Below are 22226 nucleotides of genomic sequence, written 5' to 3' on the forward strand. Positions count from 1 at the left end.
TCAGCAGACTCCGGCCTCACCCGCGCCGTACGGTCAGCAGTCTCCGGCTTCGCCGGCGCCGTACGGTCAGCAGTCTCCGGCTTCGCCGGCGCCGTACGGTCAGCAGGCCCCGGATTCATCCGCCCCTGCGATTTACGGCCAGCAGGGTCCGGCCGCGCCCGCGGCCTACGGCCAGGCCGCCGCGAATACTTACGGTGGCGCGTACGTCCAGCCGGCGGGCCAGCCGCCCGCTGACACGCTGCCAGCCCGTACGCCGGCGGGGCCCGACAGCCTGCCCGCGCGCACACCGTCGGCCGCTGACGGGCTCGCCGCCCGTACGCCGTCCGGCCCCGGCCGCCTGCCGACCCGCGCCCCCTCGGCCGCGGACGCCCTACCCACCCGGACGCCCTCGGCAACGGATGCTCTTCCCGCCCGTACGCCGTCGATCGCCGATGCGCTGCCGACCCGGTCGCCCTCGGCTGCCGGCGGCCTGCCGACCCGGTCGCCGTCGGCTGCGGACGCCTTGCCGGCACGCATGCCGTCGTCCACCGACGGTCTGCCCGCCCGGTCGCCGTCGCCCGCCTACGGCCAGCCCGCGGCGAACGCGCCGGCCAGCGCCCCGCCGGCCACCAACCGCCCCGCGAGCGCCCCACCCGCGCCCTACGGCCGCCCCGCGAGTGCTCCTCCCGCGTACGGTCAGCCCGCGAGTGCTCCTCCCGCGTACGGTCAGCCCGCGAGTACGCCCCCTGCGTACGGTCAGCCCGCGAGTACGCCTCCCGCCTACGGCCAGTCCGTGAGCGCACCGCCGGCTTCCGGCCGTCCCGCGTCCGCGCCCCCGGCGTATGGTCAGCCCACCAGTCCGGCCTCGCCCGGCCGCCCGGACGGATTCGGGCAGCCTCAGCCCGTCCCGGAGCCGACCGGCCCCGGCGGTCTCCCCCTCCGTACGCCCGGAACCGCCATGCCCAATGGCGCGCCGAACGGCCTGCCGGTTCGTGGGCCGGGCGCAACTCCGGCCTCCGGCCCGGCCGTGCCCGCCGCCTACCAGCCGCCGTCGCCGGTCGCCGTCCCGCCGGCCTACCAGACGCCGTCGGTGCCGCCCGTGTCGTCGGCGCCGCCGATGAGCACGCGCCCGTCTCCAACGCCCGGCGAAGACCCGCGTGGCGCCCTCCAGATGCCGAGCGGCCCGCTGCCAGTTCGCACTCCGATGGCGCAGACGCCGCCGGTGCCCGAGCACATCACGCCGCACAACCCCGACGAGACGCCGTTCAACCCGAGTTGGTCGGGCGCGACCGGCGCTCCCTCCGGCGCACTCGGCGACCTGCCCCGCCGCCAGTCCGCCGAGGGCCGCCAGCCCGCGGGCTTTCCGCAAGGCCCGGCCTCTCCGCAGGCTGCCGCTGCCCAGCACACGCCGCCGCCCGCGATGCCACCTATCTCGGCGCCCCCGGCTCCGGCTCCCGCTTCGCCGCCGATGCAGGCTCAGCCGAGCCCCGGCTTCGGCACCCCGCTGCCACGCCGCCAGGCCACCTCGGCGGCCGAGCGTCCGGACATGACGTCGTTCCCGGCGTTCCAGACACGCTCCGAGGCCTCTCCGCAGTCGGTGGCCCCGCCGGTGATCCCCGGCTCGCCCGGTAACGACCGCCCGGCCCGGCCCGGCGGCCAGGGCGGGTTCGAGGCGCTCCCGCCGCTCGAGACCCGGGCCGCTCCCGCGCTGCCCCCGCCGGTTGACAACTTCGTCCCGGCCAACGACGTCGAGCGGGATCTTTTCGACGCCGCCGGCGGCCACAGCACCGACGCCTACCTGTCCACGCTGCTGCTCGCTACCGTCCTCGTGCCGGTGGCCAACCACTCGCGCCCCGGCAGCTCACCCGGCGAGTCGGGCTTCGCGTTCCGCACCGAGCAGGTGGACGGGGAGACGTTCCTGGTCGTCTTCACGAGCAAGGACAGGCTGGCCGAGCACTACTCGGAGCCGACCCGCACGGTCGGGGTCCGGTTCTACGAGCTGATCCGCAACTGGCCCGATCCGGCCTGGTCGTTCGCGGTCAACCCGGACGGCCCGATCGGCGCCAAGTACCCCGGCCCGCAGGTCATCGCCCTCGCCAGCTGGGCCGCGGAATCCGGTTTGGGCCTCGACCCGGAAAGCCCGGCCGACGACGCCGTCCCGGTGCCCGCGCCCGAGCCGGCCAGCGACGACGCGCAGCACGCCACGGTCATGCAGAAGACGCTCCCGCCGGAGCAGGTCGACTACTACCTGGAGCGCGGTTACGACCGCGTGGCCGGCTTCGTCCACCGCGCGACCGAGGTGGAACACCTCCGTACGCCCGCGGAACTTCTCGGCGCTCTGGGCTTGAGCTACGACGGCTCGCCGCACCAGGCGGACGCCAAGGAGGCGTATGTCCTGCGCTGGCCCGCGTACCGTCCGAGCCTCTATCGCATCCCCTACGGCGGGCAGAACGAGCAGGCGCTGAAGGCGATGGACGGCTGGGTGATCGAGCGTTCGCCGTTCCGCGGCAACGGTTTCGCGCCCGGCGAGGGTCGGGACGTCATCGCTGAGTTCAAGGTGGACAGTGTGCGCCTGCCGCACGGCGCTCAGCTGTGGCGGATGGACGCCGACGGCGCGGAGCGCATGGTCGCCATCTTCGACAACGACGGCCCGACGTGGCGACGGGTGGGTGAGCAGTGATGCGGGACGGCTACGTGGTGGCCTGGCAGGGGCGGGAGTACGACGCCTCGCCCGACGGCGACAACGTCCGGATCTATCACACCGATCCGGTCGACGGCTTCGACGAGGTGCGCCCCGGCCGCTACGTGCGGGTGCTGACGCCCGAGGAGTACGACGAGCTGATCTACGTACGTACCACGTGCACCTGGCGCGGAGCGCCGTTCATCGTGCTCGCCGAGGCCGATTCCTGGCTGCGTGTGGAGTACGCGGGCGGCCGTTCCCCGATCGCCCGCCAGCTCGGCCTCGAAGAGTTCGACTTCGGCGTCTATCAGGGCTGGGCGCCCCTGCACGAGGTTTCCGACCTCAGCGAGCAGCGCATTTAGCTCGTACGGCCGTCAGTTGGTCTCGTACGGCCGTCAGTTGGTCTTGAGCCAGCGGAGGACCTCGCCGGTGACCACGTCGGTGGCCTCCTGGTGCAGGAAGTGGCCGGCCTCGGGGATCAGCCGCCATTCGTACGGTGCGAGAACGTAACGCCCCGAGCCCTGAGCCGTGCGGGGGAGCGTGGCGGTGTCGAGTTCACCGTGCAGTTGCAGGGTGGGCGTGATCAGCGGGCGTTGCATGAGCTTCACGAAGCGATAGCCCTGCAGGCGGATCGCACTGCGGAACACCCAGCGGTAGGCCTCGAGGGCGCAGAACGCCGCCTGCGGTATCTGCATGGCCTCGCGGCAGCGGGCCACGTAGTCGGCGAACTCGGGCGTTTCTCTCCACTGAGGACTGGTCCAGCGGGTCATCAGCTCGCCCACCAGCCCCGCGTCATCGCGGGTCAGCACGTGTTCGTAGCGCGGCACCTGGAACCGCAGCGCGCTGGACGAGGCCGCGAACTGGCCGCGGGGGTCGGCGAAGAGCGCCGCCCGTAACCGCAACGGATGGGCCGCACCCAGCACGACCAGGCGGTTGACCAGCTTCGGGTGGAACGCGGCCGCGGCCCAGCCGATCATGCCGCCCGCACCGGCGCCGACGATGGTCGCGTTCCGCTCGCCGAGCGCCCGGATCAGCCCGGTGACGTCGGCCGCCATCGTGTAGCCGTCGTAGCCCCGCGGCGGTTTGTCGCTCGCGCCGTAGCCGCGCAGGTCGATCGCGACCGCCCGGAAGCCCGCGTCGGCGATGCGGGGCAGGATGTCGTGCCAGGCCCACCAGAACTCGGGAAAGCCGTGCAGGAACAACACGAGCGGCCCGGTGCCGGCCTCGACGACATGGAACCGGCTGCCGTTGGCCCCGACGAATCGATGGGTCCACGGCCCGTCCATCAGCACGCACGACTCGTCAACCCGACCGCCCATACCCTTCAGCGTAGGCGCTGGAAGCGAGCCGGTCCGAGTGTGCCTGGTTACTTCCCGTCGACGCGGCGTCTCCTCCGGGGGAAGAGCGGCGTCTCCTCCCGGGGAAGAGACGCCGCGACGGTCAGGGTCAGTCCTCGGACTTGCCCGTCTTCATGCCGGCGGAGATCAGATCCATCACCGCGGAGTCCTGCAGCGTGGTGACGTCACCCAGCGAGCGGCGCTCGGCCACGTCCTTGAGCAGCCGCCGCATGATCTTGCCGGAGCGGGTCTTCGGCAGCTCGGGCACGAGCATGATCTGACGGGGCTTGGCGATCGGTCCGAGCGTCTTGGCCACGTGGTTGCGCAGGTCGACGGTGAGCTGGTCACCCACGTCGCCCTCGGTGTCCACGTTTCCACGCGGGATCACGAACGCGACGATCGCCTGGCCGGTGGTCGGGTCGGTCGCACCGACCACGGCCGCCTCGGCCACCGACGGGTGCGAGACCAGCGCCGACTCGACCTCGGTGGTCGAGATGTTGTGGCCCGACACGAGCATCACGTCGTCGACCCGGCCGAGCAGCCAGAGCGCGCCGTCGTCGTCCTTCTTGGCGCCGTCACCGGCGAAGTAGATCCACTCGTCGCCCGTGCCCGCGCCGGCGCCGAAGCGCGACCAGTACGTGTCGAGGAACCGCTTGTCGTCACCCCAGATGGTGCGCAGCATCGACGGCCACGGGTCGCGCAGCACCAGGAAGCCGCCGCCTCCGTTCGGCACCGACTGCGCCTGGTCGTCGACCACGTCGGCGGTGATTCCGGGCAGCGGGGTCATGGCCGAGCCGGGCTTGGTCGCGGTCACGCCGGGCAGCGGCGAGATCATGACGCCACCGGTCTCGGTCTGCCACCAGGTGTCCACAATGGGGGTCCGGTTGCGGCCGATGTTCTCCCGGTACCACATCCAGGCCTCGGGGTTGATCGGCTCGCCGACGCTGCCGAGCACCCGCAGCGACGACAGGTCGAAGCCGGCGGGGATGTCGTCGCCCCACTTCATCATCGTGCGGATCAGCGTCGGGGCGGTGTAGAGGATCGACACCTTGTACTTGTCGACGATCTGCCAGAACCGGTCGCGGCCCGGGGTGTCGGGCGTGCCCTCGTACATCACCTGGGTGGCGCCGTTGGAGAGCGGGCCGTAGACGATGTAGGAGTGGCCGGTGACCCAGCCGATGTCGGCCGTACACCAGTAGACGTCGGTGTCCGGCTTGAGGTCGAAGACCGCGTTGTGCGTGTACGACACCTGGGTGAGGTAGCCGCCGGTGGTGTGCAGGATGCCCTTCGGCTTACCGGTCGTGCCCGAGGTGTAGAGGATGAACAGCGGGTGCTCGGCGTCGAACGCCTGCGCCTTGTGCTCGGGGCTGGCCTGCTCGACGGTCTCGTGCCACCACTTGTCCTTGTCGGTCCACGCCACGTCCTGCCCGGTGCGGCGCACGACGAGCACGTTCTCGATGCTGGGGCATTCCGCGACCGCCTCGTCGACGGTGGGCTTGAGCGCCGACGGCTTGCCGCGCCGGTACCCGCCGTCGGCGGTGATGACCAGCTTGGCGTCGGCATCCTGGATGCGGGTCGAGAGCGCGGAGACCGAGAATCCGCCGAAGACGACGCTGTGGGTCGCGCCGACCCGGGCGCAGGCCAGCATCGCGACCGCCGCCTCGGGAATCATCGGCATGTAGATCGCGACCCGGTCGCCGGCGCCGACCCCGAGGTCGGTCAGCGTGTTGGCGGCCTGGCTGACCAGCTTGAGCAGTTCGGCGTACGTGATGGTGCGGGTGTCGCCCGGCTCGCCCTCCCAGTGGATGGCGACCCGGTCGCCCCGGCCGGCCTCGACGTGCCGGTCGACGCAGTTGTAGGCGATGTTGAGCTCGCCGCCGACGAACCACTTCGCGAACGGCGGGTTCGACCAGTCGAGCACCTGGTCCCACTTCTTGGCCCAGGTGAGCCGGTCGGCCTGCGTCGCCCAGAACGCCAGGCGGTCGCCGGCAGCTTCTTCGTACGCGGCCGCCTTCACATTGGCGGCCGCGGCCAGCGCTTCGGGCGGCGGGAACTGTCGGCTCTCCGATGACAAGTTCGCCAATGTCTCGCTCATGAGGGCGGCTCCTCTTTCACTGCTGACCCGGGCTTCTTCGTTGCACACTAGTTGCGCCGGTGGATACCGGCGACACCTGTGGATAACTGCGCGCCAGATGGCGTCGTGGTCGCGCCGGATGACCAACAGGTGCTTGTTCCTGCGCGAATCTTGCCATTTGTGAGCCTGTTTGCGCACCCCACGTTTCGCCCGGTTTACCGGCTACGGTGTTCCCGTGGATCCGCTAGCGCCCCTTCTTGATCTTGCCGATGTCGCGCCCGCGCTCACTGCCGCCCGCGACCGCGTCGACGCCGCCATGCGCCACCGCGCTCTACGCCGGCACGGTGGCCAGGTCGCGGCCGAGGCGAGTCTGCGAGCAGCCGTGGCCAGTGCCGCGCTCGAGGGCAACGTCCACGAGCTCGACGACGTACGGGCCGGAACGGTCACCGATCCGGTCGTGCAGGGCGCGTTGCGGGTCGCCGAGGGCGTCGGCGGCCTGGTCGACCTCTGGCCCCGCGCGCCCCGTCAGGTGCTCGCCAAGCTGCACGTCCTCGCCGCGCGGGGCGCCGTGCCGTCGTCGGACCTGGGACGGCTCACCGGGGACGCCGACCGCATCGACATGCTGGCCGGTCTGGTCGCGGGCAACGACCGTACGCCCCCGCTGCTGCTCGCCGCGATCGTGCATGCCGAGCTTCTGACGCTGCGACCGTTCGCCGGCCCGGCCGGTGTCGTCGCCCGCGCGGCCGCCCGGCTCACCATGATCAGTCGTGGGCTCGACCCGCGGGGCCTGGTTGCGGTCGAGGTCGGGCATCAGGTGCGCGAGCCGGAGTACGTGGGCTCGGCCGGCGCCTATGCCACCGGCACCCCCGACGGGGTCCGCTCCTGGCTGCGTCACTACGCTGCCGCGGTCACCGCCGCCGCCGATGAGATCACCAAGATAGGGGACGACGTGCTGGCGACGGTATGACGGGTCGTCGGACTGTGTGTATGTGCGAACAGCACAATCCGTGATCAGGGGTTTCTACACTTCCACACGTGGAGTCCTGGACGCGCCCGTACACGCCCGGCACCGGACGCTGGCTGATCATCGGCTGGGAAGCCTTCGCGCTGGCCCTACTGGGCTGGACGTCGATCGAGACGTTCGAGCTGAACAACCACGGCCTGCGCCTGCTGGCGTGCGCGCTGGCCGCCGTGTGGGTGATCGGCACCCACCGCATCCTGCAGATGGGCGCCTACGTCGGCGCCGGCGGCGTGCGCATCCACGGCCTGCTGCGTTCCCGCACCATGGCCTGGGCCGAGATCGCCCACGTCCACCTGCACGAGGCGAGCCATCGGATCGGCCCGTTCCGGATCCCGAGCGGCCTCACCGTGCTCATTGAACGGCGTGACGGCTCGACGGTGAACACAGAACTGTGGGCGCAGGGGGTCGACTTCCACTCCCGGCCGAAGCTCTTCCGGGCCGTCTATCACGAGCTGCGCACCCGCCACCTGGCCGCGGGCCGCAGAGCCCAGAGTTAGAAAATCTAGAGCCGGCGTCCCGCGATGGGGCGCCGGCTGCTGCGCGTCCGAACCGGGTTATCAAGCGTGCACCTGGGTCGTTGTCGACAGTCCACAGCCTCACGGCTCCTCAAATGGAGCCTAGGGGGCCGCGGTCCCGCCGCAACGTGCCTGCCGTGGCTGATCGCGCGTGGGTTCCCGGTGGCCATGCACGAAAATCGATGCCGAATCGGCAGGTAATCCCGCCCCTTCCGCTTCGATCCTCGCCAGTTCTTTCTACGCCCGTCGTGGCATGATCGCCAGAGCTTCGGCCCGGCAAATCTCACTTTCCGCATTAGTCAGACCAAAGCCATTCGCGCTGCTCATTGCCGCCGGGCAGGACCTGCTCAGGCAGGTGTGCGGGTGCGGCGATGACGGGCGTAGATGGCGAAACCGATGACCGCGCCGACGCCCACGCTCAGGGCGGCCGCGGCCACCGGCACGGCCGGCCGATCGCGCAGACGGCGGCTCAGCGGGATCGGGTGCCGGAACTCGAGAACCGGCCACTTGTTCTCGATCGCGGCGCGGCGCAGCGCCCGGTCGGGGTTGACCGCGCTGGGATGGCCCACCGCCTCGAGCAGGGGAAGGTCGCTGCTGGAATCGGAGTAGGCGTAGCAGTCGGCCAGTTCGTAGCCGCGCTCGGCGGCCAGCTCGCGCACGCCGACCACCTTGCTGGGGCCGGCCGCGTAGAACTCGACCTCGCCGCTGTAGCGGCCGTCGACGATGCCCATGCGCGTGGCGATGATGTCGGTGATGCCGAGCAGCGCGCCGATCGGGCGGACCATCTCGTCGCCCGAGGCCGAGACCAGCACGACGTCGCGCCCCGCCGCCTGGTGCTCGGCGATCAGGGTGGCCGCCTCGGCGTACACGTAGGGGTTGATCAGTTCCTCGAGAGTCTCGGCCACGATCTGTTGCACCTGCTCGACCCGCCAGCCCTTGCAGAGGGCCGCCAGGTAGTCGCGGGTGCGCGCCATGGCCTGCTCGTCGGATCCGCCACCGAGCCGGAACATCAGCTGTGCGTAAGCGGATTTGACCATGTCACGACGGCTGATCAGGCCGTCACGGTAGAACGGCCGTCCGAAAGCCAACGCGCTGGACTTGGCGATGACGGTCTTGTCGAGGTCGAAAAACGCGGCGCTCGGGCCCACGCGCCGCAGTGTAGTCGCAAGTGGTTCATCTCGGTCGTCCCCGGCGCGTCGATCGGGACCGGCCGTGACTCGCAGTGAAATCGGTCAGACGGGCAGCAGTATCGCAGCGAGCGACAATCAGTACTCGACTGTGCTGCTTCTGTGAGGCATGCTTGTGCTGTTGCGACCGGGATTCATGTTGTGACCCGTCGCGAACCACTACTTGAAGCACTCAGTGGAACCCTCGGTGATTGCGCCCCCCGCGATCACCGAGTCGATTCGGCTCGACCCCCCCGGAGCCGAATCCTCGGACGGCCCCCGTCTCCCCCGACGGGGGTCGTTCCCTTTCCGGCGTCGGCGATCAGGAGTCGATGATCAGGCGCCGGTGGCCCGCGTCGGCTCGGCTTCGACCACGTCGCCCAGGCCGAAGAAGTCGCAGAGTCCGGTCACGTCGAGTACACGGCGGAACGCCGGAGTCGGGTTGACGACGAGGAACCGGGCCTCGATCCCGAGCGCCGCGCGGTAGCCCTCGATCAGCGCGCCCAGACCGGTGGAGTCGATGAAGCGCGCGCCGCGCAGGTCGACCCGCACCATCGGCGGGGACCACTCGGTCACGGCAGCACGGACACAGTCGGCCAGTTCGTCCGCATTCGAGAAATCGATCTCGCCCTCGACGGCCACCACGGCAACGCCGTCGGCGTCGAGCGAGCGGGTGATCGAACTGTCCATGCCAACCCCATCGGTTCGTGTCGGCCATCAACATACCCAACCGCCGCTGCTTCCACTCTTCCCGATGGCCGTCCCGATAGCAGATCCACTCCACGAGCAGGGGATATCCACAGGTGGGCGGCTTGTCCACAGCCGGCGTCGTCGGGCCTGGCCGCCGGATGCCCCGGCCGCGAAGGTGGGCGCCTCACCCGCTGCCACCCGAGCGCTGGAGACCACCGATGCCCGCTGCCCGCCTTCCCCTCGTCGTCACTGCCGACCCCGACCTGCTCGACGACCTGCTGCGGCTCGCCGCGGCCGGCGGCACCAAGGTCGACGTGGCGCCCGATCCGGCCGCCGCCCGCCCGCGCTACGGCGCCGCCTCCCTCGTCCTGATCGGCGCCGACCAGCTGGAAGCCTGCCTGCGGGCTCGGTTGCCACGCCGCTCCCGGGTGGCGGTGGTGGGCCACGGCGAGGTCGCCGAACCGCTGTGGCGGGCCGCCAACGCGTACGGCGTCGAGCACATCGCCGAGCTGCCCACCGCCGAATCCTGGGTGGTGGAGCGCTTCGCCGAGCAACTCGATCAGCCGGTGGGCCGGGTGCTGGCGGTCATCGGCGGCCGGGGCGGCGCCGGTGCCAGCACTCTCGCCGCGGGCCTCGCCGTGACCGCGGCCCGAAGCCAACGCCGCACCCTGCTGATCGACGCCGACCCGATCGGCGGCGGTCTCGACATGATGTTCGGCTGGGAGCGCCGGGACGGTCTGCGCTGGTCGGCGCTGGCCGAGGCCGGCGGCCGTGTCGACCCGCCCAGCCTGCTCGGGGCGCTGCCCCGCGACGGCGATCTGGTGTTGCTCTCGTTCGACCGGGACGCCTCGCCGGAGCTGCCCGCCGAGGCGATGGCCGCGACCATCGACGCCGGCCGCCGGGCCCGTGAGGTGATCGTCGTCGATCTGCCCCGCCGGCTCGACGACGCCGGGGTGCTCGCGCTCGAGTGCGCCGACCATGCCGTGCTGATCGTCCCGGCTGAGGTTCGCGCCTCAGCAGCGGCAGCCCGGGTCGCCGGAATGGTGCGGGCCCACCGCGACGAGCTGTCCCTGGTGGTCCGCGGTCCGGCGCCGGGCCGATTGCGGGCGCGCGACATTGCTTCCGCGCTCGGGTTGCCGCTGATCGGCACGCTGCGGCCCGAACCGGCGATCGCCCAGCGGATCGAACACGGCATGCCGCCCACGGCCGACGGCAAGGGGCCGCTGGCGCGGCTGTGCCGGCGGGTGCTGAGCGACCTGATGCGTGACGCGGCCTTGGTGGCGGCGGCATGACGGCGTACGCAGGGCTCGGCAGCCGCCTGTCCGCGGCGGCGCCGTCGGTCGCCGACCGGGTGCGCCACCGCTTCGCGGTCGACGGTGTGGAGGCCACCCCGGCGGCCGTGGTGCAGGCTGTCCGCAGTGAGCCGGGCGCTGCGGTGCTCGGTGACACGGCAGTGCTGCGGCTGGCCGACCGGGTGCACGACCAGCTCGTCGGAGCCGGGCCGCTGGCGCCGCTGCTCGCCGACCCGGACGTGACCGACGTGCTCGTCAACGGCCGGGCGGTCTGGGTCGACCGGGGCGCGGGACTGCAACGGGCGCCGATCGTGCTCGGCGACCACGAAGAGGTGCGGCGACTGGCCCAGCGGCTCGCGGCAGCGTGCGGGCGCCGACTCGACGACGGTCAGCCGTACGCGGATGCACGCCTGCCCGACGGCACCCGCCTGCACGCCGTTCTGCCCCCGGTGGCGACCGACGGGCCGTACCTGTCGCTGCGCACCTTCCGCCACCGGCCGTTCCGCCTGGAAGACCTGGTCGAACACGGCACGGTCCCGCCCACGATCGCTCCCGTGCTGGCCGCGATCGTCGCCGCCCGGCTGGCCTACCTGGTCACCGGCGGCACCGGCAGCGGCAAGACGACGCTGCTGGCCACGCTGCTAGGCATGGTGCCGCCGACCGAGCGGATCGTGCTGGTCGAGGACGCGGCCGAGCTGCGGCCGCTGCACCCGCACGTGGTTGCCCTGCAGGCCCGCACCGCGAACGTCGAGGGGGCGGGCGCGATCGGGCTGACCGATCTGGTGCGGCAGGCGCTGCGGATGCGGCCCGACCGGCTGATCGTGGGGGAGTGCCGGGGCGCCGAGATCGTCGACCTGCTCGGCGCGCTCAACACCGGCCACGACGGGGGCGCGGGCACGCTGCACGCGAACGCTCCGGCCGACGTCCCGGCCCGGCTCGAGGCGCTCGGGTTGCTCGGTGGGCTGCCCCGGGCAGCGCTGCACGCCCAGGTGGTGGCGGCGCTGCAGGTGGTGCTCCAGGTCCGGCGGACCGACCGGGGGCGCGTCCTGGAATCGGTCAGCGTGCTGCTGCCGGCCGGCGAGGATCGGCTGGCGACGGTGGTGCCGGCCTGGCGGCGCCGGCACGGGGCTGGTCCTGGCGCGACGGCGCTGGCCAGGATGCTGGCCGTTCGCGGGGTGACCGCCCCGGCCGTCCTGCGGCCGCCGGTGGTGACGCCGTGATCTGGGCGTCGTTGCTGCTCGTGGCGGGCGCGCTGGTGGTCGTCCTGCCGGTGAGCCGGTTCCGGGCGGTGCCGCGGGCGTCGGTGGTGGCGCTCGGACGGCGGGTCGTCGCGTTCGCCGCAGCGGCTCCGAGGCAGGCGCTGGCCGGTGGCGTAGCCCTGGCCGCGGTGCTGGGCCTGCTCCTGGGCGGGCCGGTGGCCGGAGTGATCGCCGGTGCGTACGCGGGGCTCGGCGGGCGGGCCCTGGTGCGGCGGGCCAACCGCCGGCAGGCGGCGATCGCGCGGTCGGCCGCGCTGGATGCGCTGGCTGCCCTGGCTGCGGATCTGCGGGCGGGTCTGCCGCCGGCCGAGGCCCGGAGCGACTCGGGCGACCGGCTGCGGCGGCTCACGAATTCGGTGTGGCGCCTCGCCGAGCGGACCGGGGCGCCGGCCGCCGACCTGGTCGAGCGGATCGAGGCCGACGCGCGGGCGGCCGACCGGGCCGGCGCCTCGGCCGCGGCCCAGGCCGCCGGTGCTCAGGCGACCTCGATGCTGCTGGCCGCGTTGCCGCTCGCGGGTCTCGGGCTGGGCGTGCTGATGGGCGCCGATCCCTTCCACGTGCTGCTGCGTACGCCGCTGGGTGCGGCCTGTGGGGTGGCCGCGGTCGCGCTCCAGGCGGCCGGGCTGCTCTGGTCCGAGCGCCTGGTTGGTGGGGTGACCCGATGAGCGCGACCTGTGCGCTGGTGGAGTTTCTGCGGGCGGGCCGGCCGGGGCAGGTGCCGTTGCGGGCCTGTTGTGTGGCTGCGCTTCTGGTCGGCGGGCGCGGTGGCGGTCGAGGCTGCCCGCCGCTGCCGGCAGACGACGAGCGCGTGCCCGTGGCCGAGCAGGCGGGCGCGTCATGACGGCCCTGCTGCTTGTGGTGGCGGGGCTGGCGTTGGTGGTGGCGCCGGTGGCCGGTGGGCGGGCGGTGCGCCGGCGGCTGGCTCGGCTCCGGGCCGTCCTGTCCTCGCCGGGCACGGTTGAACCGGATGGCCGCCGGACCCGCGTCCTGCTGGCCGTGGTGGGCGGGCTGGCGGTGGCCGGGTTCTTCGGCACCTGGTGGGGCTGTCTGGCCGGAGTGATCGCCGGGGTGGGGGCGGAACGCCTTCTGCGACGGCGCGAGCCTGCCCGCGTACGGCAGGAACGCCGGGCCGCCGCGGCCGACCTGCCCCTCGGCGCCGACCTGCTGGCGGCTGCGCTGCGGGCCGGCGCTCCGGTCGACGGGGCGGCCGCGGCAGTGGCCGACGCGCTCGACGGGCCGCTGGCGACCAGGCTCAGCCGCACCGCGCGGTCGCTCACTCTCGGCGCCGCGCCGGCCGAGGCCTGGGCGCACCTGGCCGAGGTCCCCGGCGCCGACCGGCTGATCGCGGCGGCCGTGCGCACCAGCGCGAGCGGCGGCGCGCTGGCCGGCGCCCTCGGGCGGCTCGCGGACGACCTGCGTGCCGACCGGACGGTCGCGGTCGAGGCGGCGGCGCAGCGGGCCGGCGTGCTCATCGTGCTGCCGCTCGGGCTGTGCTTCCTGCCCGCTTTCCTACTGGCCGGACTCGTCCCGGTGCTGATCGCGGTCCTCGGGGACGTCCTCTGACCCGTGGGCCACCAGGACCGGCCGCGGGCCGGTCGTCATCCCCAACCGAAGGAGAACCACGTGCGCAAACTCATCGCGAACTTCGCCCGGCTGCGGGCCGAGGCTGCCGACGCAGGCATGAACACGGCCGAGTACGCCGTCGGCACCCTGGCCGCTGTCGCGTTCGCCGGAGTGCTCTACAAGGTCGTGACCAGCACCGGTGTCGCGGGTGCGCTGGACGCGGTCATCGACCGGGCGCTGAAGTGACCGGGCGCCGGTGGCCCGGCCGCGACCGGGGAGCGTTCACGGCCGAGCTCGCGGCCGGGCTGCCGGCGCTGATGCTGCTGCTGATGACCGGCCTGACGGCGGTCTCCGCGGTGGCCGCCAAGGGCCAGTGCCTGGACGCCGCCCGTGAGGCCGCCCTGGCCGAGGCCCGCGGCGGTTCGGGCGCCGCGGAGGGCGCGCGGGTCGCTCCACCTGGCGCCGAGGTCGGCATCGGGGGCGACGCCGACATCGTGACGGCCCGGGTGCGGGCCCGGCTGCGGGTGCTGGGCGCCAACCTGCCGGCGATCACCGTCGAGGGCACGGCAACGGCAGCGCGGGAACCCGAGGCGATTCCGTGAGGCCGTCGGCCGTTTGCCTGGCGGCGCGCGAACTCGAGGCAGACCACGGCGCCGATGACGCCCCAGAACAGCATTCCGTGAGGCCGTCGGCCGTCGGCCCGGCTGGGCGGGACCGGGGCGCGGCGACGATCCTCGTGCTGGCCTTCGGGCTGTTCCTCACCGTGGCCGGCGTGGCGGCGGCCGGCGTCGGGACGGCGCGCGTTGGCCGGCACCAGGCTCGGACTGCCGCCGACCTGGGAGCGTTGGCGGGCGCGGCGAAGGCCGTGTACGGAGCGGAGGTCGCGTGCGCGCGGGCCGGGCAGTTCGTCGCAGCCAACCACGGCCGCATGGCGTCGTGCGTCGTCGACGACCTCGAGATCGTGGTGCGGGCCGAGGTCGCTCTGCCCGGCCTCGGCCGCCACGCTGTTGCCACGGCCCGCGCCGGCCCGGTCTCCGCCCTCCCACCGACCACGCTGCTCGAGGCGCCGGCCGAGGCACGGCGGGAGTTCTACGAGCGGGCCGACAGGATCCTGGGCTCAGCCGGCCGTGACGGTGCCGAGGGCGGCCAGCACGGTGTCGAGAACCCGGACGGCGCCCGGCTTGTGCAGCGGATTGTTGCCGTTGCCGCACTTCGGGGACTGGACGCACGAGGGGCAGCCGGACTCGCAGCCGCAGGCGGCTATCGCCTCCCGGGTGGCGGCCAGCCAGGCGGCAGCGGTGGCGTAGGCGCGTTCGGCGAAGCCCGCGCCGCCGGGGTGGCCGTCGTAGACGAAGACGGTGGGCGCCTCGGTGTCGACGTGGTTCGCGGTGGAGAGGCCGCCGATGTCCCAGCGGTCGCACGTCGCCATCAGCGGGAGCAGGCCGATCGCGGCGTGCTCGGCGGCATGCAAGGCCCCGGGAACGTCGGGGGGTTCCACGCCTGCCGCTCCCAGGGCGCGCGGCGAGACCGTGAACCAGACGGCGACCGTGCGCAGCTCGCGCACGGGCAGGTCGAGCGGCTTGGTGTCGATCACCTCGCCGGAGCCCAGACGGCGGCGCTGGTACGAGACAACCTGACTGGCCACCTCGACGTCGCCCAGGTAGAGATCGACCGGACCAGCGTCCACGTGGGACCGGACGCCCAGCACCGACACGTCGGTGACGTCGCGGGCGTGCGTCGACCAGTCCGGATCGGCGCGGTGGACCAGCGCGACCGCGTCCTCCAGGTCGAGCTCGTCCACCAGGTGGGTCACGCCCTGGTGCAGGTAGACCGCGCCGGTGTGCAGCATGAAGTGCGACGACGACTGGTCGACCGTGCCGAGCAGCCGGCCGGTGGCCGACTCGACCACCGAGACCGGCGCGCCCCCGGCCCCGCGCAGGTCGACGTCGGGGCGGCCGGGATGCGTCCAGTACCAGCCCGACGGCCTCTTCCGCAGCGCGCCCGAGGTCGTCAACCCGTCGACCGCGGCGCGGGCTGCCTCCCCGCCGAAGAGCTCCAGGTCGTCGGCCCGCAGCGGCGCCTCGGAGGCCGCGCAGCACAGTTGCGGACCGAGCACGTACGGGTTGGCCGGGTCGAGCACGGTCACCTCGACCGGCCGCCCGAACAGAGCCGACGGGTGGTGCACCAGGTAGGTGTCGAGCGGGTCGTCGCGGGCGATCAGCACCGCCAGCGCCTCGCCGCCGGCCCGGCCCGCGCGCCCGGCCTGCTGCCACAGCGACGCCCGCGTGCCGGGGTAGCCGCAGATCAGCACCGCGTCCAGCCCGACCAGGTCGACGCCGAGTTCGAGCGCGTTGGTCGAGGCGAGCCCGAGTAGTTCGCCCGAGAGCAGCGCGCGTTCGATCTGACGGCGGTCTTCCTTGAGGTAGCCGGCGCGGTAGGCGGCGACCCGGTCGCCGAGGCCGGGCACTGCCTCGTCGAGCGAGCGCCTGGTCATCGTGGCGACCACCTCGGCCCCGCGCCGCGAGCGGATGAAGGCCAGCGTGCGGGTGCCGGCCACCACCGCGTCGGCCAGGAGGTCGGCCGTCTCACTGAGCGCGGAACGGCGTACCTCGGGAAGGTTTTCATCGAGAGGATCGGCTGGGAGCAGGGGCGGCTCCCAGAGAGCGAACGTCGTCGCCCCGCGCGGGGACGCGTCGGTCGTCACGGCGGTCACCGGCAACCCGGTCAGGCGGGACGCGGCGTCGGCCGGGTCGCCCGAGGTGGCCGAGGCCAGCACGAAAGTGGGCGAACCGCCGTAGCGGGCGGCCAGCCGCCGCAGCCGGCGCAGCACGTGGGCGACGTGCGAGCCGAAAACACCGCGGTAGGCGTGGCACTCGTCGATCACCACGTACGAGAGGCGGCGCAGGAAGCTGCCCCAGCGGGCGTGGCCGGGCAGCAGGGCGTGGTGGAGCATGTCGGGGTTGGTGAGCACCAGCCGCGAATGCTGCCGGATCCACTCCCGTTCCTCGCGCGAGGTGTCACCGTCGTATGTGGCCGGGCGGACCCCGTCGAGACCGAGTTTCGCCACCGCGCGCAACTGGTCGGCCGCGAGCGCCTTGGTCGGCGAGAGGTAGAGCGCCGTCGCCCGGTCGTCGCCCAGCAGCCGCGACAGCACCGGCAGCTGGTAGGCGAGCGACTTGCCGGACGCCGTGCCGGTCGCCACCACGACGTGGATTCCCTCGGCCGCCAGCGACGCCGCGGTGGCCTGGTGTTCCCACGGGCGGGCGATTCCGTGCGCGTTCAGGGCGGCCACCACCTCGGGTGACGCCCACGACGGCCAGGGCGCCGGCCGGCCCTCGCGAGCCGGAACGTGCTCGACATGGGTGATCGGGGATTCTGACGTCCGCGCCTGGAACCGGTGGAGCAACTCGGCGGGGCTGTAGGCGGTCGACGTCACATCCAGCACTGTGACACCGGAATGACGCGAACCTCAAACGGGTACGACGGTGGAGCCGGACGGCAGCCCGATACCGGGCGATGGTTAGATTCGCTGGGGAGATCGACCGTCGGATCAACAGGCCCCGCAGGGAGGAGGAGCGATGGAGCTGTCCCTTGCGACCCGGACGGTGGAGGAGCACACAGTGCTCGAGGTCGGTGGCGAAGTCGACGTCTACACGGCTCCGAGGTTGCGTGAGCGTCTCGTCGAGCTGGTCGATTCCGGGGTGCGCGACGTCGTCGTCGACCTCGGCGGTGTCGAGTTTCTCGACTCCACGGGCCTGGGTGTGCTGGTCGGCGCGATGAAGCGGCTGCGGGTGGCGAACGGGAGTTTCAGCCTCGTCTGCTCCAAGGAAGCCCTCCTCAAGATTTTCCGGATCACGGCGCTCGACCAGGTGTTCCCGATCTTTCCCACGATCGAGGCGGCGACCCGAGGCAGCGACGACAGCGCGAATTCGTGATGGCGACGGTTCGGCTGTCCTTCTCACCCGCCCCCGTGCATGTGCGTACGGCGCGGCTGGTCGGCGTCGCCGTGGCCCGGCGGGCCGGCGTCGCCGAGGAATTGCTGGACGAGGTCCGGCTGGCGATCGGTGAGGCCTGCACCCGGGCGGTCGCCCTGCACAACCAGTACGGGCTGGCCGACCTGGTGACCGTTGAAATGTCTGATTCGGAGGCCTACTCGGTCCGGGTCATCGACCACGCCCCGATCGAGGCGAGCGTCGGCCTGACCAAGTTGCCGCCGGACGAGTTGGCCGACGAGTCGCTGACCGACGAGGCGCTCACCACCGGCGTCGGGTTCGCGCTGCTCGCCGGTTTCGTCGATGACCTGCAGGTACGCCCGGTCGAGGACGGCCCGGGAACCGAGGTCCGGATGGTGTGGCCGGTTCAGCGTCGCTGAGCCGACTCCAGCAAATTGGACAAATCCGCGACGATATCAACCTGCATCCATGCCCACTCCACCGCCTGCTAACACAGCGGCAAACATCACCACGACACGGCTGAACTCAGGTGTGACCATCACCACCATCGGCCGATACAGTACGCGAGTTATCAGCTACTGCTCCTGGTCCCGCGGCCGCGGGACCCAGTTGTCGTCTCCCCTTGGACGGGGATGCGCCCGCCGGTGCCGTCCGCCGGAAGCGGGCGCGGTCGGTGTACAGGAGGACATTGATGTCCGGGACCTCATTAAGTGGTTCTAACGTCACGTTTGTCATCGTCGCCATGGTCTTCGCGCTGATCGCGCTGGGCTTCGCGGCGATGTTCGTCCAGTCGGTTCTCAAAGCCGGCCGGGGCACCAAGAACATGCAGGAGATCGCCGGAGCCGTCCAAGAAGGCGCGTCGGCATACCTGTTCCGCCAGTTCAAGACCCTCTCCATCTTCGTGGTGATCGCGGTCGTCCTGCTCTTCCTCCTGCCGGTGCACGACACCGACAACGAGGTCTGGGTCAAGATCGGACGCTCGCTGTTCTTCGTCGTCGGCGCGGTGTTCAGTTCGTTCATCGGCGGTGCGGGCATGGCGCTCGCCACCCGGGCCAACCTGAGGGTGGCCGCGGCGGCGAGCGAGAACGGCGGTCGCGAGACCGCCATGGGCATCGCCTTCCGCACCGGTGGTGTGGTCGGCTTCCTCACCGTTGGTCTGGGCCTGTTCGGCGGCGCGCTGGTCGTGCTGATCTTCCGCAGCGACGCCCCGACCGTGCTCGAGGGCTTCGGCTTCGGCGCCGCGCTGCTCGCCATGTTCATGCGGGTCGGCGGCGGCATCTTCACCAAGGCCGCGGATGTCGGCGCCGACCTGGTCGGCAAGGTCGAGCAGGGCATCCCCGAGGACGACCCGCGCAACGCCGCCACCATCGCCGACAACGTGGGCGACAACGTCGGTGACTGCGCCGGCATGGCGGCCGACCTGTTCGAGTCGTACGCGGTCACCCTGGTGGCGGCCCTGATCCTGGGTCAGGTCGCGTTCGGCCAGGACGGCCTGGTCTTCCCGCTGATCGTGTCGACGGTCGGCGTCGTGATCGCCATTCTCGGTGTGTTCATCACCCGGCTGCGGCCGAGCGACCGCAACGGTCTGACCGCGATCAACCGGGCGTTCTACATCTCCGCCGTCATCTCCGCAGTCATCGTCGCCGTGGTCAGCTTCGTCTACCTGCCGTCCACGTTCGCCGGTTTCAACGACGAAGGCATCGCCCCGGACGTCCTTGCCAGCGGCCGTGACCCACGCTGGATCGCGATCGGCGCGGTCGTCATCGGCATCGTGCTGGCCGCCGCCATCCAGGCGCTGACCGGCTACTTCACCGAGACCAACCGCCGTCCGGTGCAGGACATCGGCAAGTCGTCGCAGACCGGCGCGGCCACCGTCGTGCTGGCCGGCATCAGCGTCGGCCTGGAGTCCGCTGTCTACTCGGCCCTGCTGCTGGGCGCCGGGGTCTTCGGCGCATTCCTGCTGGGCGGCTCGTCGCTCACCCTGTCGCTGTTCGCCGTCGCGCTCGCCGGCACCGGCCTGCTGACCACGGTCGGCGTCATCGTGGCCATGGACACCTTCGGCCCGATCTCGGACAACGCGCAGGGCATCGCCGAGATGTCCGGTGACGTCGACGAGAAGGGCGCGCAGATCCTCACCGAGCTCGACGCGGTTGGCAACACCACCAAGGCGATCACCAAGGGCATCGCGATCGCGACGGCCGTGCTGGCCGCGACCGCGCTGTTCGGCTCGTACACCAACAGCCTGGCCACCTCGCTGGCCGACGCCGGCATCACGCCGGATGCGGTCGGCGCCGAGATCCTCGGTCTGCTGAACATCTCGAACCCGCGCAACCTGGTCGGTCTGCTGATCGGCTCGGCCGTGGTGTTCCTCTTCTCCGGCCTGGCCATCAACGCCGTGTCCCGCTCGGCGGGCGCGGTCGTCATGGAGGTCCGCCGCCAGTTCCGCGAGTTCCCCGGCATCATGGACCGCACCCAGCGGCCCGAGTACGGCCGCGTCGTCGACATCTGCACCCGGGACGCGCAGCGCGAGCTGCTCACCCCCGGTCTGCTGGCGATCCTGGCCCCGATCGCGGTCGGCTTCGGCCTGGGCGCCGGCGCGCTGGCGTCCTACCTGGCCGGTGCGATCGGCACCGGCACGCTGATGGCGGTCTTCCTGTCCAACTCCGGTGGAGCCTGGGACAACGCCAAGAAGCTGGTCGAGGACGGCAACTACGGCGGCAAGGGCTCCGACGCGCACGAGGCCACGATCATCGGTGACACCGTCGGTGACCCGTTCAAGGACACCGCCGGCCCGGCCATCAACCCGCTGCTCAAGGTGATGAACCTGGTCTCGCTGCTGATCGCCCCGGCCGTGGTGGCCTGGAGCATCGGCAACGACCAGAACGACCCGCTGCGGATCACGATCGCGGTCGTGGCGGCGGCGATCGTGGCCGGCGCCGTCGTGTGGAGCAAGCGCAAGCCGATCTCCATGGGTGACGACACCACGTCGAGCAACTCGACGCCGACCACGAAGATCACCGCCTGACAACACGCAGTTCCCCGCGGGGCACCCGGCTATCGCCGGGTGCCCCGCGCCATTGAGGAGCGGGCGCCCGCACCATAGATGAGGTTGTCGGACCTTGCCCGTACGCTGCTTCCCATGCGCCCGGCCCGACCCCTCGCACTACTGGCCCTTCTAGCGCTCGCGGCATCGCTCGCCGGGTGCTCCGGCAGTCCCGGCGCTCGAGCCTGGGCCGCCTCGGTCTGCACCACCCTCGAGCCGTGGCGCACCGAGATCGGCTCCCTCACCTCGCGCACCCAGCAGCAGATGGACACCGCGACCACCCCCGGCCAGGCCAAGGAAAACCTGATGCGGCTCTTCGGCGGCGCGGCCGACGCGAGCGAGCGCGCCCGGGCCGGGGTGGCCAAGGCGGGCGTGCCCGACGTCGACGACGGCGCCCGCATCGCCGAAGGCTTCACCGGATCGCTGGCTGCCACGCGCGACGCCTACGCCCGGGCCCAGAGTGGCATCAAGGGGCTGGCGACCGCTCCCGCCGAGACCTTCTATCAGCAGGTCAGCAAGGTGGTCGAGCAGATGCAGACTGATTACCAGGCGAGCAGTCTGGACACCAGCAACCTCAACTCGGTCGAGCTCAAGGACGCCTTCGACGAAGTGCCCGAGTGCCGGTGAGATGACCGAGACGGGGTGGCCCCTGATCCCGCGCGAGGTGCTGCCCGCGCCGGTTCCGGCTGCCAAGCGCCCCGCTCACCCGCGGCCGTCCCCGTTGCACGACGCCGGCCGTCAGCTGCCCATCTTCGGCGCGGGCACCACCGAACCCACGCCGGCCGACCTGGCGGGTCTGCTGGCCGGTCCGGGGCAGCTCGGGCGCATGGGCGGCACCGCCCGGGTCTCGGTCGTCGTCGAGGGGGCCTGGCGGGTCCACGTCCTGGTCGCCGAGCTGGTCGTCCGCGGCTTGGTCGTCAATTGGCGCCCGGTCACCGCCGACGACCCGGCCGCGGAAAACGTGCCGGTGGTCGAAGAAGACGACGACTCGGCAGCCGAGAACGAGCCGGCTGTCGGTGACGAGTCGTCCGCCGACGCGGAGCCGGTGGTCGAGGCGGACGCGGTCGCCGATGAGATGGCAGGTGATCGGTCCGAAACGGCGAAAATGACCGATTCTGCGGCGGAAAGGCCCGAACCAGTGCCGGTTGCCCCTCAGTTCGAGGTCCTCACCGCGTACTCCCGGAGGTTGAACGGTTTGGCCCAGGCCTGGCCTCGGGCCGCCGCGCAACTCTTCCTCAGCGGCCCTCGCCTGCGCCTCTGGGTGGCCGCGGCCGGCGGGCCGGTCCCCAACGGCTACGCGCTTGGCCTGGACCCGGCCAAGGACGCCGCGGAGATCGACGCGGCGCTGGTGCGGGCCGGTCTGGCCGGACGGCTGTCAGATGACCGGCGACAATATTTGATTATGGGTAAGCGTCGGGTCGCCAGACTCTCTGAGCTGGTCGGGGAGCGGCCCGAAGCGGCGCCCGCGGAGCTGTGGCCCGGCGGCGCGGGTGCGTGATCTTCCTGGATTGTGTGCGACACGACAGCATGTTCCCGGTGTACGGTGTCGCCGTCGGAGGCATACGGTGGCCGGACCGTTACCATCCGGCTCCGGGGGTAGCCGGGGAATGTGTGCTCGTCCGGCGCGTTACGTTGAAAGTCTGCGCTCCGCCGG

The 22226-nt window shown here is 72.1% G+C and carries 21 protein-coding genes and 1 pseudogene; 17 read left to right on the forward strand and 5 right to left on the reverse strand.

Annotated features, from left to right (window positions below):
- Nucleotides 1–337 precede the first annotated feature (337 nt).
- Together LXN57_RS17460 and LXN57_RS17465 are read left to right on the forward strand one after the other, a co-directional pair.
- Complete coding sequence (locus LXN57_RS17460; protein WP_251799381.1) at nucleotides 338–2659, forward strand: SseB family protein; 2322 nt, start codon at nucleotides 338–340, stop codon at nucleotides 2657–2659.
- Nucleotides 2656–3021, forward strand: coding sequence for a UCP033725 family protein (locus LXN57_RS17465; RefSeq protein ID WP_251799223.1), 366 nt, complete (start codon nucleotides 2656–2658; stop codon nucleotides 3019–3021). Before LXN57_RS17460 ends, LXN57_RS17465 begins: the two co-directional genes overlap by 4 nt.
- Before the next feature lie 33 nt (nucleotides 3022–3054).
- Here the strand turns inward: LXN57_RS17465 and LXN57_RS17470 are convergent, their stop codons facing one another.
- The gene (locus tag LXN57_RS17470; protein ID WP_251799224.1) at nucleotides 3055–3978 is read right to left on the reverse strand and encodes an alpha/beta fold hydrolase; all 924 of its coding nucleotides are present in this window, start codon (nucleotides 3976–3978) and stop codon (nucleotides 3055–3057) included.
- A 127-nt stretch (nucleotides 3979–4105) separates the two neighbouring features.
- Entirely contained in the window at nucleotides 4106–6091 is a 1986-nt protein-coding gene (gene acs, locus LXN57_RS17475) for an acetate--CoA ligase (RefSeq protein ID WP_251799225.1), read from the reverse strand.
- A gap of 214 nt (nucleotides 6092–6305) precedes the next feature.
- On the opposite strand from acs, the gene LXN57_RS17480 reads away from it, so the two are divergent.
- Together LXN57_RS17480 and LXN57_RS17485 are read left to right on the forward strand one after the other, a co-directional pair.
- Complete coding sequence (locus LXN57_RS17480; RefSeq protein ID WP_251799226.1) at nucleotides 6306–7037, forward strand: Fic family protein; 732 nt, start codon at nucleotides 6306–6308, stop codon at nucleotides 7035–7037.
- 68 nt (nucleotides 7038–7105) lie between these two features.
- Nucleotides 7106–7588 (forward strand): PH domain-containing protein, encoded by a 483-nt coding sequence (locus LXN57_RS17485; RefSeq protein ID WP_251799227.1) that lies wholly within the window; start codon nucleotides 7106–7108, stop codon nucleotides 7586–7588.
- 365 nt (nucleotides 7589–7953) lie between these two features.
- Here LXN57_RS17485 and LXN57_RS17490 read toward each other — a convergent pair whose 3' ends face one another.
- Both LXN57_RS17490 and LXN57_RS17495 read right to left on the reverse strand, forming a co-directional pair.
- Nucleotides 7954–8763, reverse strand: a complete 810-nt coding sequence (locus tag LXN57_RS17490; RefSeq protein ID WP_251799382.1) for an HAD family hydrolase — start codon at nucleotides 8761–8763, stop codon at nucleotides 7954–7956.
- Nucleotides 8764–9108: 345 nt separating this feature from the next.
- Nucleotides 9109–9462: an STAS domain-containing protein gene (locus tag LXN57_RS17495; protein WP_251799228.1), complete on the reverse strand. Its 354-nt coding sequence runs from the start codon at nucleotides 9460–9462 to the stop codon at nucleotides 9109–9111.
- Between the two features lie 218 nt (nucleotides 9463–9680).
- Between LXN57_RS17495 and ssd the strand changes: the two genes are divergently transcribed.
- The 8 genes and pseudogenes from ssd to LXN57_RS47915 all read left to right on the forward strand — a co-directional run.
- Entirely contained in the window at nucleotides 9681–10754 is a 1074-nt protein-coding gene (gene ssd / locus LXN57_RS17500) for a septum site-determining protein Ssd (RefSeq protein ID WP_251799229.1), read from the forward strand.
- On the forward strand, nucleotides 10751–11974 hold the full coding sequence (locus tag LXN57_RS17505) for a TadA family conjugal transfer-associated ATPase (protein WP_251799230.1): 1224 nt from the start codon (nucleotides 10751–10753) through the stop codon (nucleotides 11972–11974). The genes ssd and LXN57_RS17505 overlap by 4 nt, the downstream gene beginning before the upstream one ends.
- On the forward strand, nucleotides 11971–12678 hold the full coding sequence (locus tag LXN57_RS17510; RefSeq protein WP_251799231.1) for a hypothetical protein: 708 nt from the start codon (nucleotides 11971–11973) through the stop codon (nucleotides 12676–12678). Before LXN57_RS17505 ends, LXN57_RS17510 begins: the two co-directional genes overlap by 4 nt.
- Complete coding sequence (locus tag LXN57_RS17515; protein WP_251799232.1) at nucleotides 12675–12854, forward strand: hypothetical protein; 180 nt, start codon at nucleotides 12675–12677, stop codon at nucleotides 12852–12854. Before LXN57_RS17510 ends, LXN57_RS17515 begins: the two co-directional genes overlap by 4 nt.
- A complete protein-coding gene (locus LXN57_RS17520; RefSeq protein ID WP_251799233.1) occupies nucleotides 12851–13576 on the forward strand; it encodes a type II secretion system F family protein in 726 nt (241 codons plus the stop codon). Before LXN57_RS17515 ends, LXN57_RS17520 begins: the two co-directional genes overlap by 4 nt.
- Before the next feature lie 117 nt (nucleotides 13577–13693).
- The gene (locus LXN57_RS17525) at nucleotides 13694–13822 is read left to right on the forward strand and encodes a DUF4244 domain-containing protein (protein WP_250002493.1); all 129 of its coding nucleotides are present in this window, start codon (nucleotides 13694–13696) and stop codon (nucleotides 13820–13822) included.
- On the forward strand, nucleotides 13819–14178 hold the full coding sequence (locus LXN57_RS17530) for a TadE family type IV pilus minor pilin (protein ID WP_251799235.1): 360 nt from the start codon (nucleotides 13819–13821) through the stop codon (nucleotides 14176–14178). The genes LXN57_RS17525 and LXN57_RS17530 overlap by 4 nt, the downstream gene beginning before the upstream one ends.
- A 77-nt stretch (nucleotides 14179–14255) precedes the next feature.
- Nucleotides 14256–14594, forward strand: a pseudogene (locus tag LXN57_RS47915) (Rv3654c family TadE-like protein); the annotation flags it as partial.
- A 99-nt stretch (nucleotides 14595–14693) separates the two neighbouring features.
- Here LXN57_RS47915 and sftH read toward each other — a convergent pair.
- The gene (sftH, locus tag LXN57_RS17540) at nucleotides 14694–17021 is read right to left on the reverse strand and encodes a DEAD/DEAH box helicase (RefSeq protein ID WP_251799236.1); all 2328 of its coding nucleotides are present in this window, start codon (nucleotides 17019–17021) and stop codon (nucleotides 14694–14696) included.
- 133 nt (nucleotides 17022–17154) lie between these two features.
- Between sftH and LXN57_RS17545 the strand changes: the two genes are divergently transcribed.
- From LXN57_RS17545 to LXN57_RS17565, 5 genes are all read left to right on the forward strand, one after another.
- Nucleotides 17155–17511 (forward strand): STAS domain-containing protein, encoded by a 357-nt coding sequence (locus LXN57_RS17545; RefSeq protein ID WP_251799237.1) that lies wholly within the window; start codon nucleotides 17155–17157, stop codon nucleotides 17509–17511.
- A complete protein-coding gene (locus tag LXN57_RS17550) occupies nucleotides 17508–17948 on the forward strand; it encodes an ATP-binding protein (protein WP_221379777.1) in 441 nt (146 codons plus the stop codon). The genes LXN57_RS17545 and LXN57_RS17550 overlap by 4 nt, the downstream gene beginning before the upstream one ends.
- A gap of 272 nt (nucleotides 17949–18220) precedes the next feature.
- Complete coding sequence (locus LXN57_RS17555) at nucleotides 18221–20554, forward strand: sodium-translocating pyrophosphatase (protein WP_251799238.1); 2334 nt, start codon at nucleotides 18221–18223, stop codon at nucleotides 20552–20554.
- Between the two features lie 114 nt (nucleotides 20555–20668).
- Nucleotides 20669–21199 (forward strand): hypothetical protein, encoded by a 531-nt coding sequence (locus tag LXN57_RS17560; RefSeq protein ID WP_251799239.1) that lies wholly within the window; start codon nucleotides 20669–20671, stop codon nucleotides 21197–21199.
- Nucleotide 21200: 1 nt separating this feature from the next.
- Complete coding sequence (locus LXN57_RS17565; protein ID WP_251799240.1) at nucleotides 21201–22070, forward strand: hypothetical protein; 870 nt, start codon at nucleotides 21201–21203, stop codon at nucleotides 22068–22070.
- The last annotated feature ends 156 nt before the right edge of the window (nucleotides 22071–22226 follow it).

Source organism: Paractinoplanes hotanensis (assembly GCF_023717965.1).
Taxonomy (GTDB): Bacteria; Actinomycetota; Actinomycetes; order Mycobacteriales; family Micromonosporaceae; genus Actinoplanes; species Actinoplanes polyasparticus.

Excerpts from the sequence above, each read along its gene's own strand:
- LXN57_RS17470 (WP_251799224.1), bottom strand. The coding sequence starts at position 3,978 with ATGGGCGGTCGGGTTGACGAGTCGTGCGTGCTGATGGACGGGCCGTGG.
- acs (WP_251799225.1), bottom strand. The coding sequence starts at position 6,091 with ATGAGCGAGACATTGGCGAACTTGTCATCGGAGAGCCGACAGTTCCCG.
- LXN57_RS17495 (WP_251799228.1), bottom strand. The coding sequence starts at position 9,462 with ATGGACAGTTCGATCACCCGCTCGCTCGACGCCGACGGCGTTGCCGTG.
- ssd (WP_251799229.1), top strand. The coding sequence starts at position 9,681 with ATGCCCGCTGCCCGCCTTCCCCTCGTCGTCACTGCCGACCCCGACCTG.
- LXN57_RS17505 (WP_251799230.1), top strand. The coding sequence starts at position 10,751 with ATGACGGCGTACGCAGGGCTCGGCAGCCGCCTGTCCGCGGCGGCGCCG.
- LXN57_RS17515 (WP_251799232.1), top strand. The coding sequence starts at position 12,675 with ATGAGCGCGACCTGTGCGCTGGTGGAGTTTCTGCGGGCGGGCCGGCCG.
- LXN57_RS17520 (WP_251799233.1), top strand. The coding sequence starts at position 12,851 with ATGACGGCCCTGCTGCTTGTGGTGGCGGGGCTGGCGTTGGTGGTGGCG.
- LXN57_RS17525 (WP_250002493.1), top strand. The coding sequence starts at position 13,694 with ATGAACACGGCCGAGTACGCCGTCGGCACCCTGGCCGCTGTCGCGTTC.
- LXN57_RS17545 (WP_251799237.1), top strand. The coding sequence starts at position 17,155 with ATGGAGCTGTCCCTTGCGACCCGGACGGTGGAGGAGCACACAGTGCTC.
- LXN57_RS17555 (WP_251799238.1), top strand. The coding sequence starts at position 18,221 with ATGTCCGGGACCTCATTAAGTGGTTCTAACGTCACGTTTGTCATCGTC.
- LXN57_RS17560 (WP_251799239.1), top strand. The coding sequence starts at position 20,669 with ATGCGCCCGGCCCGACCCCTCGCACTACTGGCCCTTCTAGCGCTCGCG.
- LXN57_RS17565 (WP_251799240.1), top strand. The coding sequence starts at position 21,201 with ATGACCGAGACGGGGTGGCCCCTGATCCCGCGCGAGGTGCTGCCCGCG.